Source organism: Streptomyces sp. KPB2, from assembly GCF_003950055.1.
In the GTDB taxonomy this organism is placed as follows: domain Bacteria; phylum Actinomycetota; class Actinomycetes; order Streptomycetales; family Streptomycetaceae; genus Streptomyces; species Streptomyces salinarius.
The window spans coordinates 4,525,997-4,541,328 of sequence record NZ_CP034353.1 but is presented as its reverse complement, the minus strand read 5'-3'; the positions used below and the strand labels follow the sequence as shown (position 1 = coordinate 4,541,328).

Annotated in this window: 17 protein-coding genes; 10 read left to right on the top strand and 7 right to left on the bottom strand. The window is 72.9% G+C overall.

Translation table 11 applies throughout. The features are described from left to right. Positions 1–47: 47 nt before the first annotated feature. Positions 48–1,712, bottom strand: a complete 1,665-nt coding sequence (cdgB, locus tag D1J63_RS20350; RefSeq protein WP_125630556.1) for a diguanylate cyclase CdgB — start codon at positions 1,710–1,712, stop codon at positions 48–50. 338 nt (positions 1,713–2,050) lie between these two features. Here cdgB and D1J63_RS20345 point away from each other — a divergent pair, with 338 nt between their 5' ends. Continuing rightward, positions 2,051–2,659, top strand: a complete 609-nt coding sequence (locus D1J63_RS20345; protein WP_125630554.1) for a flavin reductase family protein — start codon at positions 2,051–2,053, stop codon at positions 2,657–2,659. Positions 2,660–2,884: 225 nt separating this feature from the next. Next, the gene (locus D1J63_RS20335) at positions 2,885–3,367 is read left to right on the top strand and encodes a GNAT family N-acetyltransferase (protein ID WP_125630552.1); all 483 of its coding nucleotides are present in this window, start codon (positions 2,885–2,887) and stop codon (positions 3,365–3,367) included. 7 nt (positions 3,368–3,374) lie between these two features. Here the strand turns inward: D1J63_RS20335 and arfB are convergent, their stop codons facing one another. Beyond that, on the bottom strand, positions 3,375–3,812 hold the full coding sequence (gene arfB, locus D1J63_RS20330; RefSeq protein WP_125630550.1) for an alternative ribosome rescue aminoacyl-tRNA hydrolase ArfB: 438 nt from the start codon (positions 3,810–3,812) through the stop codon (positions 3,375–3,377). A 157-nt stretch (positions 3,813–3,969) separates the two neighbouring features. Here arfB and D1J63_RS20325 point away from each other — a divergent pair, with 157 nt between their 5' ends. Beyond that, positions 3,970–4,545, top strand: a complete 576-nt coding sequence (locus D1J63_RS20325) for a TerD family protein (RefSeq protein ID WP_102929939.1) — start codon at positions 3,970–3,972, stop codon at positions 4,543–4,545. Positions 4,546–4,646: 101 nt separating this feature from the next. On the opposite strand, the gene D1J63_RS20320 is transcribed toward D1J63_RS20325, so the two are convergent. After that, a complete protein-coding gene (locus D1J63_RS20320; protein WP_125630548.1) occupies positions 4,647–5,300 on the bottom strand; it encodes a response regulator transcription factor in 654 nt (217 codons plus the stop codon). Beyond that, positions 5,297–6,610: a sensor histidine kinase gene (locus D1J63_RS20315; protein WP_125630546.1), complete on the bottom strand. Its 1,314-nt coding sequence runs from the start codon at positions 6,608–6,610 to the stop codon at positions 5,297–5,299. The genes D1J63_RS20320 and D1J63_RS20315 overlap by 4 nt, the downstream gene beginning before the upstream one ends. A gap of 251 nt (positions 6,611–6,861) precedes the next feature. Between D1J63_RS20315 and D1J63_RS20310 the strand changes: the two genes are divergently transcribed. Both D1J63_RS20310 and D1J63_RS20305 read left to right on the top strand, forming a co-directional pair. Next, positions 6,862–7,431 carry a heme-binding protein gene (locus D1J63_RS20310; protein WP_125630544.1) on the top strand — a complete coding sequence of 190 codons (570 nt, stop codon included), beginning with the start codon at positions 6,862–6,864 and terminating at the stop codon, positions 7,429–7,431. Positions 7,432–7,532: 101 nt separating this feature from the next. Next, the gene (locus D1J63_RS20305; protein WP_125630542.1) at positions 7,533–8,948 is read left to right on the top strand and encodes a M1 family metallopeptidase; all 1,416 of its coding nucleotides are present in this window, start codon (positions 7,533–7,535) and stop codon (positions 8,946–8,948) included. Between the two features lie 3 nt (positions 8,949–8,951). Here the strand turns inward: D1J63_RS20305 and D1J63_RS20300 are convergent, their stop codons facing one another. Next, positions 8,952–9,932 (bottom strand): bifunctional GNAT family N-acetyltransferase/NUDIX hydrolase, encoded by a 981-nt coding sequence (locus D1J63_RS20300; RefSeq protein WP_125630540.1) that lies wholly within the window; start codon positions 9,930–9,932, stop codon positions 8,952–8,954. Between the two features lie 9 nt (positions 9,933–9,941). After that, positions 9,942–11,045, bottom strand: coding sequence for an NAD(P)-dependent alcohol dehydrogenase (locus tag D1J63_RS20295; RefSeq protein ID WP_125630538.1), 1,104 nt, complete (start codon positions 11,043–11,045; stop codon positions 9,942–9,944). A 108-nt stretch (positions 11,046–11,153) separates the two neighbouring features. Here D1J63_RS20295 and D1J63_RS20290 point away from each other — a divergent pair, with 108 nt between their 5' ends. The 5 genes from D1J63_RS20290 (at position 11,154) to D1J63_RS20270 (ending at position 14,454) form a co-directional block, all read left to right on the top strand. After that, positions 11,154–11,765: a TetR family transcriptional regulator gene (locus D1J63_RS20290; RefSeq protein ID WP_125630536.1), complete on the top strand. Its 612-nt coding sequence runs from the start codon at positions 11,154–11,156 to the stop codon at positions 11,763–11,765. A gap of 60 nt (positions 11,766–11,825) precedes the next feature. Continuing rightward, on the top strand, positions 11,826–12,332 hold the full coding sequence (locus D1J63_RS20285) for a hypothetical protein (RefSeq protein WP_125630534.1): 507 nt from the start codon (positions 11,826–11,828) through the stop codon (positions 12,330–12,332). Between the two features lie 151 nt (positions 12,333–12,483). Next, positions 12,484–13,008: a peptidylprolyl isomerase gene (locus tag D1J63_RS20280; RefSeq protein ID WP_125630532.1), complete on the top strand. Its 525-nt coding sequence runs from the start codon at positions 12,484–12,486 to the stop codon at positions 13,006–13,008. Between the two features lie 121 nt (positions 13,009–13,129). Continuing rightward, a complete protein-coding gene (locus tag D1J63_RS20275) occupies positions 13,130–13,684 on the top strand; it encodes a hypothetical protein (RefSeq protein WP_125630530.1) in 555 nt (184 codons plus the stop codon). Between the two features lie 77 nt (positions 13,685–13,761). Further along, complete coding sequence (locus D1J63_RS20270; protein WP_241235702.1) at positions 13,762–14,454, top strand: hypothetical protein; 693 nt, start codon at positions 13,762–13,764, stop codon at positions 14,452–14,454. Positions 14,455–14,513: 59 nt separating this feature from the next. Here D1J63_RS20270 and D1J63_RS20265 read toward each other — a convergent pair whose 3' ends face one another. Then, positions 14,514–15,227, bottom strand: a complete 714-nt coding sequence (locus D1J63_RS20265) for a pentapeptide repeat-containing protein (RefSeq protein ID WP_164712902.1) — start codon at positions 15,225–15,227, stop codon at positions 14,514–14,516. Between the last annotated feature and the right edge of the window lie 105 nt (positions 15,228–15,332).

Below are 15,332 nucleotides of genomic sequence, written 5' to 3'. Positions count from 1 at the left end.
TGACCCAAACGGGTGACTCAGACCGCATCAACGCGCTGACCTGGTGATCATCCGGCCCGGCGGTGCTGTTTGGGACGAGATCGTTTCTCGACGTACATCCGTTCGTCAGCGGACTTCAGGACTTCGTCCGCCGTCATGCCGCAGTGGGCCCAGCCGATGCCGAAGCTGGCGCCCACGCGGACGGCCCGGCCCTCGGCCCGGATCGGCTGGATGATCTCGTTGCGCAGCCGTACGGCGAGGTCCTGGGCGTCGGCCCGGCCGAGCCCGTTGGCGAGGATCACGAACTCGTCGCCGCCGAGCCGGGCCACGGTGTCGCCGTCGCGGACCCCGCCGCTGAGCCGGCGGGCGACCTCGATGAGCACGGCGTCGCCCGCGTTGTGCCCGAACCGGTCGTTGATCGACTTGAAGCCGTCCAGGTCGCAGAAGAGGACCGCGAGCCCCTTGGTGCCGTCGTCCCGGCCGTCCTCGGGGGCCACGGCGTGCACGTGGTGGTCGAAGGCGCCGTACGGCTCGGCGACGGCGGAGAAGTCGAAGGTGTGGCCGCCGGAGTCGAACACGGCCGGATGCCCGTAGGCGGAGTCCATGGCGTCGGCCACGGCCGCGTGCGCGGACTGCGGGCGCTGGCACAGCCGGGCGGCGAGCCGGGAGCGCAGCTCGGCGCTGTTCGGCAGGCCGGTGAGGGAGTCGTGGGAGGCGCGGTGGGCGAGCTGGAGCTCGCGGCGCTTGCGCTCCTCTATGTCCTCGACGTGGGTGAGCAGGAAGCGCGGCCCGTCGGCGGCGTCGGCGACGACGCTGTTGCGCAGCGAGACCCAGACGTAGGTGCCGTCGCGGCGGCCCAGCCGCAGCTCGGCCCGGCCGCCCTCGGCGGAGGTGCGCAGCAGGGTGCCGATGTCCTCGGGGTGCACCAGGTCGGAGAAGGCGTAGCGGCGCATCGAGGAGGCGCGGCGGCCCAGCAGGCGGCAGAGCGCGTCGTTGGTGCGCAGGATGCGGCCGTGCTGGTCGCCGCCCATCTCGGCGATGGCCATGCCGGAGGGGGCGTACTCGAAGGCCTGCCGGAAGCTCTCCTCGCTCGCCCTGAGCGCCTGCTGGTCGCGCTCCAGGCGGACCAGGGCGCGCTGCATGTTGGAGCGGAGCCGGGCGTTGCTGATCGCGATGGCGGCCTGGAAGGCGTACATCTGCAAAGCCTCGCGGCCCCAGGCGCCGGGACGGCGGCCGTTGCGCGGCCGGTCCACGGACAGGACGCCGATCAGCTCGCCGCTGTTGCCGCCGCCCTGCGGGCCGGGGGCGTACATCGGGGCGAAGAGCCGGTCCGAGGGGTGCCACTCGTCCTCGAAGCGGGGCGCGGGCCCGTCGGTGTACCACTGCGGGACGTCGTCGTCGTCGAGGACCCAGCCCTCGGTGTGGGGTATGAAGATCAGGTCGCCCCACTGCTCGCCCATGTTCAGGCGCCGGTCCCAGGACTCGCGGGAGCCGGAGCGGCCGGTGATGAGCGCCTCGGCCGCCGAGTTCCCGGCGAAGGCGGCGACGACGAGGTCGCCATCGGGACCGACCAGGTTGACGCACGCCAGTTCGTACCCGAGGGCCTGGACGACGCCGTCGGCGACGGCCTGCAGGGTGTCGGCCAGGCTGCGGGCCTTGTTCATGTCGGCCATGGCCTGGTGCAGCTGCCGCAGGGACGCAAGGCGGACATAGGGCTCCGAGTCGGTCTCCATGCTCGCCCTCCCCCCGAGACCTCGCAGTGAATCAAGGGTTCTCTTCGGCGCCTTTACTGATGGTGCCCCGGATCGTGCTCTTGCAGGTTCCCCGCCACTGAATCACAGCGCGCTCCCCACTCGGTACACAGGGTCAACAATTACCGCCCCTTGTGACTCAAGTCACAGGGAAACCTGAACAATTGAGTGGGGATTCCGCGCTTTCCCCGTGTGTTTACCGAACGCAAAGTTTGTGGGTATGCGCACGTCTCCTCACCCGGTCTCCTTCCGTGGTCCTAGGTCCCGGTTCGGACCGGGGTCCGATGCCGGGCGCACGCACCGGAGATTAGCGTGACGGGGTGCCGAACACTCCCTCCCTCACGTCCGCCGGGGCCCTCACGTCCCCCGCGTCCCCGTTCCCGTCGCCCGCCTCAGGGCATGCTGAGGGGGTGAGCAACGAGGAGTTCCGTGCCGCCATGTCCCGGCTGGCCTCGGGCGTGGTGCTGGTGACCGCGCAGGAGCCGCCGCTGGACCCGGACGACCCGCTGGCGCCCCGCGGCGAGGACGTCGGCATGACGGCCACCGCCTTCATGTCGGTCTCCCTGGACCCGCCGCTGGTCCTGGTCAGCCTGCGCGAGGGCTCCCGCATGGACGACCTCCTCGACGAGCAGCCCCTGTGGGCGGTCTCCGTCCTCTCCGAGAGCCAGCGGCACATCGCGGGCCGCTTCGCGATGAAGGGCCGCGTCAGCGACCGCCTGCTGTTCGCGGACATCCCGTACGTACGGGGCGAGGCGACCGGGGCACCGCTGGCGGGCGGCGCCCTGGCGACCCTGGAGTGCCGCACCGAGCAGCGGGTGCCGGCCGGCGACCACACCCTCGTGATCGGCCGGGTCCTGACGGCCGCGCTGCCGAGCGCGGACGGGGGGCCGCTCACCTACTTCCGGGGGCGGTACCGGCAGTTGGGCTGAGCGGGGAATTCGCTCGCTCGCGCCCCCGCGCCCTGCCTAGGCCCTGTCGTCAAATTCCCGTCTGCCCGGCGGCGCCATGCACGCACTCTCGCCGCACCGGGCGCCGACCACGTACAACCAGTACGCCGGTCGACGCCCGGCACGCCGAGAGCACGCACCTGACGCCGCCGGCCCCGCCCTTCGGGCGGACGACGGGAATTTGACGACAGGACCTAGGGTGCGCGCATGACGACCAGCACCGGGCTCCGACTCGAGCCGATCACTCCCGCGAACATCGAGGCCGCCCTCGCGATACGGGTGCGGCCCGAGCAGGAGTTCGCCGTCTCCCCGGTCGTGAAGTCCCTCGCCGAGGCGTACGTCCACGGCGAGAAGGCCTGGCCGCGCCTGATCGTCGACGGCGACCGTCCCGTCGGGTTCCTCATGGGGTTCTTCGGCATCGACTGGTACGACGACGGCAGCGCGCTGCGCTCGGGCCTGTGGCGCCTGAACATCGACGCGGGGGAACAGGGCAGGGGGTACGGCCGCTTCGCGGTGGAGTCGGTGGCCGCCGAGGTCCGGCGGCGCGGCGGCCAGGAGTGCTTCGTCACCTGGCACCCCGGTGCGCACGGCCCCGAGGACTTCTACCGGAAGCTGGGCTTTTGCCCGAACGGCGAGAAGGCCGAGGAGGAGACGGTCGGCGTGCTGGAGCTGGACCGACCGGGCCGCTGACCGGGCTTCAGTCCCAGTTCTTCGGGGAGCGCCCCCGCTTGGTCTCGGAGCGCTGCTTCTTCTCCCGCAGCCGGCGTTCGTTGATGCCGCGCGGGATGCGGGTCGGCCTGCGGGGCCGGGGCGGCGGCGCGGTGGCCTCGGCGAGGAGGGCGGCGAGGCGCACGGCGGCGGCCTCGCGGTTGCGCCACTGGGAGCGGTGCTCGGAGGCGCGGACGGTGACGACCCCGTCGGACAGGCGCCCGGCCAGCCGCTCCAGCGCCCGCCGCTTCCACACCTCGGGCAGGGCCTCGGTGCGCGCCAGGTCGAAGCGCAGCTCCACCGCCGTGTCCGTGGTGTTGACGTGCTGCCCGCCGGGCCCCGAGGAGCGCGAGAAACGCCACACGAGCTCGGCCTCGGGCAGGGAGACGGAGCCGCGGATGACATGGGGACCGGACATGCCCTCCATGTTCCCGCCCCCGGACGGCCCACGTCACCCCAATATCCGGGGCCCGGTCTCGGTAAAGAAAGTAAAGAGAGGCGGAACCTTGTGGACCCCTCTCGACGTTCATGGTGGTAGCTGTAGCTTTCTTGCCGTACGTAAACGAGGGAAGGGACTCCCAACAATGGCTGTAAGCCTGTCCAAGGGTGGCAACGTCTCGCTCACCAAGGAGGCTCCGGGCCTGACCGAAGTCACCGTGGGGCTCGGCTGGGACGTCCGCACCACCACCGGCACCGACTTCGACCTCGACGCCTCCGCGATCGCGGTCAACACGCAGGGCAAGGTCTACTCCGACGCCCACTTCGTCTTCTTCAACAACAAGCAGACGCCGGACAACACGATCGTCCACACCGGTGACAACCGCACGGGTGAGGGCGCCGGCGACGACGAGGCGATCAACGTCAACCTGGCGGGTCTGCCGGCCGACATCGAGAAGATCGTCTTCCCGGTCTCGATCTACGACGCCGAGAACCGTTCGCAGAACTTCGGCCAGGTGCGCAACGCCTACATCCGCATCATCAACCAGGCCGGCGGCGCCGAGATCGCCCGCTACGACCTGTCCGAGGACGCGGCCACCGAGACCGCCATGGTCTTCGGCGAGCTGTACCGCAACGGCGCCGAGTGGAAGTTCCGCGCCGTCGGCCAGGGCTACGCCTCGGGTCTCGTGGGCATCGCCCAGGACTTCGGCGTGAACGTCTGACGTTCACCCGCCCGTTCGTTCCGTACGAAGGCCCCCCGGATGTCCGGCCGGGGGGCCTTCGGCGTTCCCGTGGGCAGGGCAGCGGCCCGGCGGGCGGCGCTTCAGGGCAGCAGGCGCTGCTCCTTGGCCACCGCGACCGCGCCCGCGCGGGTGTCGACGCCGAGCTTGTCGTAGATGCGGCGCAGATGCGTCTTCACCGTGGCCTCGCTGATGAACAGGGCGCGGGCGATCTCCCGGTTGCCGAGCCCGGTGGCGAGCTGGGCCAGGATGTCGCGCTCGCGGTCGGTGAGGGCGGGCCGCGGCTTGCGCAGGTTGGCCATGACCCGGCCGGCGACGGGCCCGGACAGCGCCGTACGACCCTGGGCGGCGGCGTGGATGGCCGCGAACAGCTCCTCGGGGCGCTCGGCCTTCAGCAGGTAGCCGGTCGCACCCGCCTCGATCGCGCGGGTGATGTCGGCGTCGGTGTCGTACGTGGTCAGCACCAGGACGTGCGGCACGCGGCCGGTGCCCGCGGTGAGGCGGCGCGTGGTCTCCACGCCGTCGATCCCGGCGCCGAGCTGAAGGTCCATCAGGACGACGTCCGGCGCCAGTCGCCCGGCGAGCGCGAGCGCCTCCTCGCCGGTGCCCGCCTCGCCGACCACCTCGATGCCGGGGGCGCTGTCGAGCAGGGCGAGCAGTCCGGCGCGTACGACGACGTGGTCGTCGCAGACCAGGATGCGGACGGGGGCGGGTCCGCCGGCTGCCGGGTCGGTCATCGGGGGGCCTCCTGCGGGTCGGCCGGGTCCGGCGGGGGTGGCGGGTCCGCCGGACCCTGCGGGTCGGTTCGGGACAGGTCCAGGGGCACGGCGGCGGACAGGACGGTGCCCTCGCCGGGCGCGGACTCGACGGTCAGGGTGCCGCCGAGCTGGCGCAACCGGGCGCGCATGGCGGGCAGTCCGTGTCCGCGCACCCCCGCGCCGGCGCCGGACGGGCGGGCCGGGTCGAAGCCGTGCCCGTCGTCGGTGACGTCCAGGACGACCTCGTCGTCGAGGAGGGTGAGGCTGAGCGCGGCGCGGGCCGCCCCCGCGTGTTCCCGGACGTTGGCCAGGGCGCCCTGGGCGACGCGCAGCAGCGCCGACTCGACGCGGGCCGGCAGCGTCGGGACGCGGGCACCGGCCTCGACGTGGACGCGCACGGTGAGGTGGTCGCCGGACTCCCGCTCGGCCAGCGTCCGCAACGCGGCCTCGAGTCCGCCGCCCCGGGCGAGGTCGGCCGGGGCCAGGTCGTGGACGAAGCGGCGGGCCTCGGCCAGGTTGTGCTCGGCGACGGAGGCGGCGCCCCGGACGTGGGCGCGGGCCTTGTCCTGGTCCGACTCCCAGACCCGCTCGGCGGCCTGGAGCAGCATCCGCTGGCTGGACAGCCCCTGGGCGAGGCTGTCGTGGATCTCCATCGACAACCGCTGGCGTTCGGCGAGGGTGCCCTCGCGGCGCTCGGAGGCGGCGAGTTCGCGGCGGGTGCGGATCAGGTCGTCGATCAGGAGGCGCTGCCGGGCCGCCTGCCGTTCGGTGTGCAGGAACACGGCGGCGGCGATGGCGGCGACGGCGGGCGGGGCGAGCAGCAGGTTCGGGTCGAAGCCCCCCGCGAGCCGCAGTTGCGCGGCGACGACGAACACCGTCAGGACGGTGACCAGGACGAGCGCCGCCCGGGCCGGCAGGGTGCGCAGGCCGGTGTAGAAGAGGGGCACCGCACACCAGGCGAAGCTGGGCGCGAGCACCACCAGCACCATCCAGACCACGACCACCGGCCCCAGCCAGGCCAGGCGTCGCCGGGCGGGCACGGTGCCGGGACCCGACGGCTGGGGACCGGAGGGCTGGTGCCCGAGCGGCGGCCGGGGACCGCTCAGGACCGGCCCGAGCAGATGCAGCACCGCGAGGGTGAGGGACAGGGCGAAGATCCACGGGGTGCGCGGCTCGCCGGGGTGACGCAGCAGGAAGCGGGCGAGGGCACCGCCGAGCAGCAGGAAGAACGCCACGTGCATGACGGCGCCGAGCCACCGGGCGTCCGGGTGGTCGTACGGCTTCGGCATCCGGCACCCGCCTCCTTACGCCCGCATCTCCTGCCGTTGCTGTTCCACAACGTGCCGCAGAAGACCGCTGAGCTGCGTGAACACTCCCATGGTGCCCTGTTCGGACACCCCGCGGGTCAACCGATCGGACGACCCCGCCGTCACCCGTTCCGCCGCCCACGAGCAGCCGGAACGCCGACCGTGCGGCCCCGGTTCCGGCCGGAGAGTGGAGAACACGAACCCGACCGCCCCACCCGGAGGAGCAGCTCACCATGAAGAAGACCCTCTCCCGTCGTGCCCGCGTCGCCACCGGCGGTGCCGTGCTCGCCGCCGTCGCCGCCGGCACCTTCGGCACGGTGGCCGCGAACGCCTCCGCCCCCGAGAGCGCCCAGGACGCCACGGTGTCCGCCGCCCCCGCCGCCGCGGCCGGCAAGCGGGACACCACCACCTCCACGCACCTGACGATCGACGCCGCCACCGAGGCCGCGCAGGCCGCGCTGAAGGCCGCCAAGAAGGAGGGCCAGCGGATCACGGTCGCGGTCGTCGACCGCAACGGCAACACGATCCTCACCATGCGCGGCGACGGCGCCGGCCCGCAGTCCTACGAGTCGGCCGAGAAGAAGGCGTACACGGCCGTCTCCTGGAACGCCCCGACCAGCGAGCTGGAGGGCCGCCTGGAGAACGCCCCGAACCTGAAGGACATCCCCGGCACCCTGTTCCTGGGCGGCGGCGTCCCGGTCACCGCCGGCAAGGCGCCGATCGCGGGTATCGGCGTCGCGGGCGCCCCCTCCGGCGCCCTGGACGAGAAGTTCGCCCAGGCGGGCGCGGCGGCCCTGAACTAGGCCTCCCGGCCCACGCCGAACCAGCACCTCCCGGGCCGCCCTCGGTCCCAACAGCCGGTCCCAGCGGGCGTTTCACGTGAAACACCCCATAGGATCACGAGGTGCGCATCCCCCGTCTGCTCGTGACCGCCGCCACCGCACTCGCCCTCGCGGCATGCAGTGGCGGCGGCTCGGTCGACGGCACCCCCGGCGGCTCGGGGGTGCGCGATCCGTACTTCCCCAAGGCCGGCAACGGCGGCTACGACATCGGCCACTACGACCTGACCCTGGACTACGACCCCGACACGGACGCCGACGCCGGGCATCTCACCGGCACCGCCGTGATCACCGCCCGGGCCACCGAGGACCTCTCCGCCTTCGACCTGGACCTCAAGGGTCTGGACGTCGAGGCGGTGGAGGTCGAGGGCCGCGACGCCCGCTTCAACCGGGCCGGGCAGGAGCTGACCGTGCGTCCGGCCGACGAGTTGCACGACGGGGAGACGTTCCGCGTGACCGTCCGGTACTCCGGCGAGCCGCAGACGATCACCGACCCCGACGACTCCGAGGAGGGCTGGCTGCCCACCGCCGACGGCGCGGTCGGGCTGGGCGAGCCGACTGGCTCGATGGCCTGGTTCCCCGGCAGCCACCACCCCTCCGACAAGGCGACGTACGACCTCGCGGTGACCGTGCCGGAGGGCCTCGGCGCCGTCTCCAACGGCGAACTGCGCGACGAGCGGACCAGGGACGGCCGTACGACGTTCACCTGGCACACCGCCGAGCCGATGGCGAGCCATGTGGTCACGGTCGCCGTGGGCGAGTGGGAGACCGCCCGCTCCACCACGGACGACGGCCTGTCCGTCTACACGGCGGTCGACCCGACGCAGGCCGACGCGAGCCGCAAGGTCCTGAAGCGGATCCCCGAGATCATGGAGTGGGGTCAGGAGAACTTCGGCCCCTACCCCTTCTCCGCCACCGGCGCGATCGTCGACCGGGACGAGGACGCCGGGTACGCCCTGGAGACCCAGAACCGCCCCTACTTCCCCGGCGCCCCCGACACCGTCCTGCTCGTCCACGAGCTGGCCCACCAGTGGTACGGAAACTCCGTCAGCCCGAAGACCTGGCGGGACATGTGGCTCAACGAGGGGTTCGCCACCTACGCCGAGTGGCTGTGGGAGGAGGACCACGGCGGCGACTCCGCCCAGGAGACCTTCGACGCGCTGTACGACGGGACGTACTACGACGACGAGGACGCGAACGACTCGATCTGGGCGTTCCCGCCCGCCGACCCGCCCGACGCGGCGCACATCTCGGACAGCCCCGTCTACCAGCGCGGCGCGATGGTGCTGCACAAGATCCGCCGGACGGTCGGCGACGACGCCTTCTGGGACCTGCTGAGCGGCTGGGCCGCCGCCCACCGCCACGGCAACGCGGACACCGGGGACTTCACGGCGTACGTGGAGAAGTCGGCGCCGGACGAGGACTTCACCGGCATCTGGGAGGACTGGCTGCGCGGGGACGGCAGGCCGGACAGCCCGTGACGCTCATGCTCCGACGTTCCCGCGGCCCTCGAAGCCCTCGAGCAGCAGGGCCAGGTCCGGCGGCCAGAGCGGCTCGGGTGCCTCGGCGAGTTCGGCCGGGGTCCACCACCGCCAGGTGAGGATGCCGTCCGCGGCGTGGGCGGCGGCGAGGTCGGGGCCGGTGGGCTCGCGACGGGGACCGTGCGCGACGTAGATGTGCTCGTACTGGCGGACGGGGCCGACGCCCAGGTGGGTGAAGTCGTGTTCCCAGGTGCAGAGCAGGGGGCCCGGCTCCAGGTCGGTCCAGCCGGTCTCCTCGCGCACCTCCCGCAGGGCGCCCTCGCGGGGGCTCTCGTCCGCCTCCAGGCCGCCGCCGGGCATCGCCCAGTGCACGCCGACCTCGACGTTGTCGTAGCGCAGGAGGAAGACCGCGCCCTCGGGGTCGAGCACGGCGACGCGGGCGGCGCGACGCGGGGTGCGCGGCCGGTCGCTCTCCAGCTCCTTGCGCAGCACCGTGCAGGGGCGGCCGGCCGCGAGGTCTTCGCGATGGTCCAGGACCGTGTGGCCGAGCGCGGTCCAGAAGGCGAGGCCGGCGGTGTTGCCGTCGAGGACGGCGAGCCGTACGGCGGTGCGGCCCGCGGCGCGGAGGCGGTCCTCGACGAGGGACGCGAGCCGTCTGCCGTACCCCTGCCGTGCCAGGCCGGCGTCCACCATCAGCAGCCCGATCCACGGGTCCGGGTCGGACGGGTCGGGATGCCGGGCGAGCGTCACCGCGATCCCGACGAGCCGGCTCGCCTCCCGGGCGAGCAGCACCTCGGCGCCGGGCCGCGCCAGTTCGTCGGCGAGGGCGGCCGCCACCTGCTCCGGGCGGACGTCGTCCGGGTCGGGGAAGTCGCCGCTGAGCGCGTGGAAGGCACGCTGGGAGGCGTAGAGGGCGGTGAGCTCGGTGAGGACGGGGCCCGGGATGTCGCGGTCGGGGGTGAGGGCGAGCGGCGTGAGGATCACTCCGGCAACCTATCCGTCCGTCGGGCCCTGCGGCCCGGACCGGTCCAGGTCGGAGAGGTCGAGGACGAAGCGGTGGCGGACGTCGCCCCGGTCGAGCCGGTCGAGGGCCTCGTTCACGCGGGCGGAGGGGAGGAGTTCGATGTCGGCGGTGATGCCGTGCGCTGCGCAGAAGGCCAGCATCTCGGCGGTTCCCTTCCGGCCGCCGCTGCCCGCGGAGCTGAGCTTCTTGCGGCCGATGAGCAGGTCGAGGGTCTCCAGGGTGACCGGTCCCAGGTGGCCGAGGTGACTGAGCGTGCCGTCCAGCGCGACCAGGCGGAGGTAGGCGCCGAGGTCGTGCGGGGCGGAGACGGTGTCGATCACGATGTCGAAGCGGTCGCGCGCGGCGGCCATCCGCTCGGGGTCCGTCGAGACGACGAGTTCGCGCGCGCCCAGTCTGCGCGCGTCCTCGGCCTTGTCCGGCGACCGGCTGATCACCGAGGTGTCGGCGCCGAGGGCTACCGCGAACTTCACGGCGAGGTGGCCGAGGCCGCCGAGACCGGCCACGGCGACACGGGTGCCGGGGCCGGCGCCGAGGGCGCGCAGGGGCTCCCAGACGGTGATCCCGGCGCACAGGAGCGGGGCGGCGGCGGCCGGGTCCAGGGCGGCCGGGAGGGAGTACGCGAACCGTTCGCCGAGCACGTACTCACGGGAGTAGCCGCCGAGGGTGGTCGATCCGTCGACACGGTCGGTGCCGCCGTAGGTCAGGGTGGGGAAGGCGTGGCAGAAGTTCTCCTGGCCGACCCGGCACATGGCGCACGCGCCGCAGGAGTCGACGATGTTGCCGACCGCGACCGGGTCGCCGGCCCTGAACCGGGTGACCTCCGGCCCGGTCGCCGTCACCACGCCCGTGAACTCGTGTCCGGGGACGAGGGGGTCCGGTTGGGCCGGTCCCCCGTCCGTGCCGCCGCCGGCCCGGAGGGCGTGCAGGTCCGTGTGGCAGACGCCGCAGTAGTCGACCCGGACGGCGAGGTCGTCGGGGCGCAGGTCGCGCCGTTCCAGCGGTGCGCGGCGCAGCGTCGGCGTCGTCGCGGTGCCGTTCGCGGGCTCCGCCCGCCAGCCCACTGTGGTCCTCATGGTTCTCCCCAATTTTTCAGACAGACTGTTCGGTCTATTCGAGCCTAGGCGCACTCGCCGCACCAAGCAAACCAACTGTTCTGTTTGACCGTGGGATACCCTGGGGCCATGCCCGACCGCACTTCCAACCGCGCCCCCGACCAGCCCCTGACCTCGCGCGGAGCCGCCACCCACCGGCGCATCCTGGACGTCGCGACCCGGGAGTTCGCCGAACACGGGATCGCCGGGGCGCGCGTCGAGCGGATCGTGGCCGCCGCCCGCACCAACAAGGCCCAGCTCTACGCGTACTTCGGCAGCAAGGACGGGCTGTTCGACGCGATCTTCTTCGGCTCGCTGGACCGCATCGTGAACGTCGTGCCGATCGACGCCGACGACCTCGCGGACTGGGCCGTACGCCTCTACGACGAGTACCTGCGCCGCCCCGACCTCATCCGGCTGGCCACCTGGGCGCGGCTGGAGCGGCGCCCGGCGGGGCACCTGGTCGACGACGCCGACCGCCGCGACGACACCAAGCTCCGCGCCATCGCCGAGGCCCAGGCGGCGGGCCGGGTGCGGCCGGGCGACCCGTTCGACGTGCTGGCCCTCGTCATCGCCATGTCCATGGCCTGGTCACCGGTCAGCAACGTCTACGCGGCGACCGCCGACGAGCCCGAGGAGACGCACGAACGCCGCCGCGCCCTGCTGCGCGAGGCGGTCAGCCGGGCCACGGCGGCGAGCTGACTCGTCCACGGACGCGCACCCGGCCGTCCCGGCGCCGCTGTCCGTGACACCATCTGCTGCGTGCTCGACATCGGTTACGCCCTCTCCACCCGCTTCCCGGACCCGCCGCAGACGGACTACCGGCGTGCGGACGTCCACGCCCTGCGGCACGACCTGTTCTGCGGGGACGTGTACCTCGCCGACACCAAGGCGGACCGGGAGTTGTCCACAGCCTGGGGATGGGTGCCGGTGCTCGACTTCGCGTGGGCGCTGTGCGACATCGTGGAGCAGGTCGACCGGGACCCGGCCGGTTCCCGGGCCGCCCGGCCGCAGCGGGCGGAGCTGGACTTCACCGAGTCCACCGACCGCCTGCTCTTCGAGCGCCGTTTCGGCTGGGTCGACATCGAGGCGGAATGGGTGCCGGAGTCCGAACCCCCGCTGTCCTTCTCCCACACCGAACTGCGCCGGGAGGCCCGGGACTTCCTCCACGACCTGCTCGCCGACCTCACCGACCTGCACGAGGACCTGGCGGACAACCCGGCGATCTGGTCCCTCCAGGCCCGCTTCCCCCGGGTGCCCTCCGCCTGACCGGCCCGGGCCGCTGCCGGAAGAGCCGCCACCGGGCATGAAGACCCAGAGCCCCCACTCGTGTGGGTGAGGCGCCGTGTCACCGCACCAGGGTGTGCTCACCCGGCCGGGACACTGGCCGGGCCCATACCCCACGCACGGGAGGACCACCGTGGCGGAAGAGCTGTACGCGACGCTGAAGACCAACAAGGGCGACATCGAGATCCGGCTGCTGCCGAACCACGCCCCCAAAACCGTCAAGAACTTCGTGGAACTCGCCAAGGGCGAGCGGCAGTGGACCGACCCGAACACCGGTCAGCCGAGCAACGCACCGCTGTACGACGGCACGGTCTTCCACCGGGTCATCCAGGGCTTCATGATCCAGGGCGGCGACCCGCTGGGCAACGGCACCGGCGGCCCCGGCTACAAGTTCGCGGACGAGTTCCACCCCGACCTGGCCTTCACCAAGCCCTACCTGCTGGCCATGGCCAACGCCGGGCCGGGCACCAACGGCTCCCAGTTCTTCATCACCGTCGGACCGACCACCTGGCTGACCGGCAAGCACACCATCTTCGGCGAGGTCACCGACGCCGCCGGTCAGCAGGTCGTCGATGCCATCGCCAACGTCGAGACCGGCCGCAACGACCGTCCCGTCGAGGACGTGGTGATCGAGAGGGTTGTCGTCGAGACCCGCTGACACCTGGTCGGCCCGTCTTCCGGGAACACCCGGGCGGAGTTCCGGGCGGAGTGTGGCACCCGGCGACCGAATCCCCTCACTTCCCGGTCGGCGGGCCGCCCCTGCGCCTAGGGTGTCGATCATGTTCAAGTCAGGGGTGGGGTTCCTCGCGTTGTTCGGGCTCGGCTGGTGGCTGCTGGCCACGAGTGCGTTCGACGGGACGGCGCGGCTGGTCGAGGTCGTGGCCGGGGGTGTTGTCGCGTTGGGGCTGATGCTGGCCGCGCGCCGTTTTCTCCCCGCGTCGGCGGGGGGGCCGTTCCCCGCCGACCGGCGCCGGCGGTTCCAGCAGGTCAACGGTCTCCAATGGCTGCTGATCATCGCCATCGCGGTGGTGTGCGGTCGCGCCGGGATGCCGGTGCTCATCCCCCCGCTGGTGGCGATCGTCGTCGGGCTGCACTTCCTGCCGCTCGCCGCGGTGTTCGAGCAGCCCCGGCTGCGGGTACCGGCGGCCCTGCTCGTCGTAGCCGGGGCAGCGGGACTGGTCGTGTGGCTCACGGACGGCTCGGACGCGACCGTTCGCCTCGTGGTGGGCGGCGTCTGCGCGCTCAGCCTGTGGGGTGTGGCCGCCTGGACGGTGTCGGGGGCGGCATCCGCCGCCGCACGGGACGCACAGGTCGTACAGGACGTACGGGAGTGACGGTGCAGGCAGTGGCCCGGCGGCGGGCCCGGACGGTTTCGGACGTCCCGCCGTTCAAGCCCTCTCTCGTCAAGGCGGTGTTCGGGGAAGTGACCTCGATGCACGTCTCCCGGGCGGCCGCGCAGGCCGCCGCGTCGGTGACGCGGACCGTGCTGACGGAGATCGTCGACGGCACCGGGCGGGCGGCGGCGGAGGAGGGCAGGAAGAAGCTGCTTCCGCGGGACCTTCTCACGGCGATCGGCCGGAACGTCGAACTCGATGTGGGCGACAAGTGGTACGACCACAGCCCCACCTTCCGACGCCTGAACGGCGACCTGTACGACGCCCGGGGGGTCCTCGTGCCCCCTGTGAGGCGCAGCCGGCCGCGCCGGCCGAGTGCCGTGGCCGGCGCCCACCGGTTCGAGGCCGGGGTCAGGAAGCTGCTGCGGAGCCGGGGAGTGACGGCCGTCCCGGTGCTGGTCCGCGACCTGGACGGAATCGCGAGCGTGTTCCTGACGGGCCTCGCCCGGGACGCGGCCATGGTCGTCCGCGAGGGCGGGGTCAAACGCTTCGGTGCGGTCACCCTGGTGACGCCGGGCGAACCGGCCACGGACCCGGCCCCGTTCCCCAAGGACTCCCTCGGAGCCCGGTCCACCCGCATCGGGGACGGGCGGACCGTGGGCATGGAGGACGTCCTGGCCGCCGCCACGATGCAGTTGTTCGGCGGCGCCCTCAGGAAGCGGGCGCTCACCGAGGCACGCGAGGCGACCCGGCACACGTCGGCCGGCTGAGCGGGCGGGGCCGGGCGGCTCCGGACCCCGCGCCCCCGGCGAGATCCAGACGACGCCCCCTAGCCCTCCGCCAGCACCCGCACCCCCAGCTCCGCCGCCAGCACCGGGGCCAGGTCGAGGAGCTGGGCGGGGCTGATCACGGCGCCCGAGAGGCGGTCCACGCCGCGGGACAGCTCCAGCGGGGCGGCGCCGCGCAGGTCGACGTCGGTGAGGGTGGCCGCGCTGAGGTCCGCCTGCTTCAGGGCGCAGTCGACGAACTCGACCCGCTCCAGGCGGGCGCCCCCGAAGTCCGGCTCGACCAGCACACAGCTCTCGAAGACGACGTCCTTGAGGCGGGCCCGGCGCAGATTGAGGTAGTCGATCTTGCCGCCCCGGATCAGGACCCGTTCCAGCACGGCGCCGTGCAGCTGGGTGCCGCCGAGGCGGGCGTCGAACAGCTCGACGTCGCGCAGGGTCGCCTCCGCGAGGTTCGTGCCCACGCCCCGGACGCCGGTGAGGACCGTGTCGAGCAGCCGGGCGCGGGGCAGCGAGGCCTCGTCCAGCGCGCAGCCGGTCAGCGCACAGTCCATGAAGCGGGCGCCCGCGCCGTCCTGGCCGGTGAGGTCCGTCTCCCGGAAGTCCAGCGCGTCGTAGTCCCCGTCGGGCTCCAGTCCCCCGTCGTCCTCGTACGGCGTGAGCGGCGGCAGCCGCAGCTCCGGGCGTCTCGCCGCGCGTACCGCCGTCGTGCCGCGCCCGCCCGCCGTTCGCGTCGTCCCCGCCGCTCTCCTCACCATGGACCCATGCTGCACCCCGGCACTGACAACCGCCTCCGACCTGCACGAACACCCCTTCTCCCGGCCGTATGTCACATCCGGCACCCCCGCGACCGTCGTACGGGC

Bases quoted from the DNA above. Each gene is read 5' to 3' on its own strand.
- cdgB (WP_125630556.1), bottom strand. From the start codon at position 1,712: ATGGAGACCGACTCGGAGCCCTATGTCCGCCTTGCGTCCCTGCGGCAG.
- D1J63_RS20335 (WP_125630552.1), top strand. From the start codon at position 2,885: ATGACGACCAGCACCGGGCTCCGACTCGAGCCGATCACTCCCGCGAAC.
- arfB (WP_125630550.1), bottom strand. From the start codon at position 3,812: ATGGAGGGCATGTCCGGTCCCCATGTCATCCGCGGCTCCGTCTCCCTG.
- D1J63_RS20325 (WP_102929939.1), top strand. From the start codon at position 3,970: ATGGCTGTAAGCCTGTCCAAGGGTGGCAACGTCTCGCTCACCAAGGAG.
- D1J63_RS20320 (WP_125630548.1), bottom strand. From the start codon at position 5,300: ATGACCGACCCGGCAGCCGGCGGACCCGCCCCCGTCCGCATCCTGGTC.
- D1J63_RS20315 (WP_125630546.1), bottom strand. From the start codon at position 6,610: ATGCCGAAGCCGTACGACCACCCGGACGCCCGGTGGCTCGGCGCCGTC.
- D1J63_RS20310 (WP_125630544.1), top strand. From the start codon at position 6,862: ATGAAGAAGACCCTCTCCCGTCGTGCCCGCGTCGCCACCGGCGGTGCC.
- D1J63_RS20295 (WP_125630538.1), bottom strand. From the start codon at position 11,045: ATGAGGACCACAGTGGGCTGGCGGGCGGAGCCCGCGAACGGCACCGCG.
- D1J63_RS20290 (WP_125630536.1), top strand. From the start codon at position 11,154: ATGCCCGACCGCACTTCCAACCGCGCCCCCGACCAGCCCCTGACCTCG.
- D1J63_RS20275 (WP_125630530.1), top strand. From the start codon at position 13,130: ATGTTCAAGTCAGGGGTGGGGTTCCTCGCGTTGTTCGGGCTCGGCTGG.
- D1J63_RS20265 (WP_164712902.1), bottom strand. From the start codon at position 15,227: ATGGTGAGGAGAGCGGCGGGGACGACGCGAACGGCGGGCGGGCGCGGC.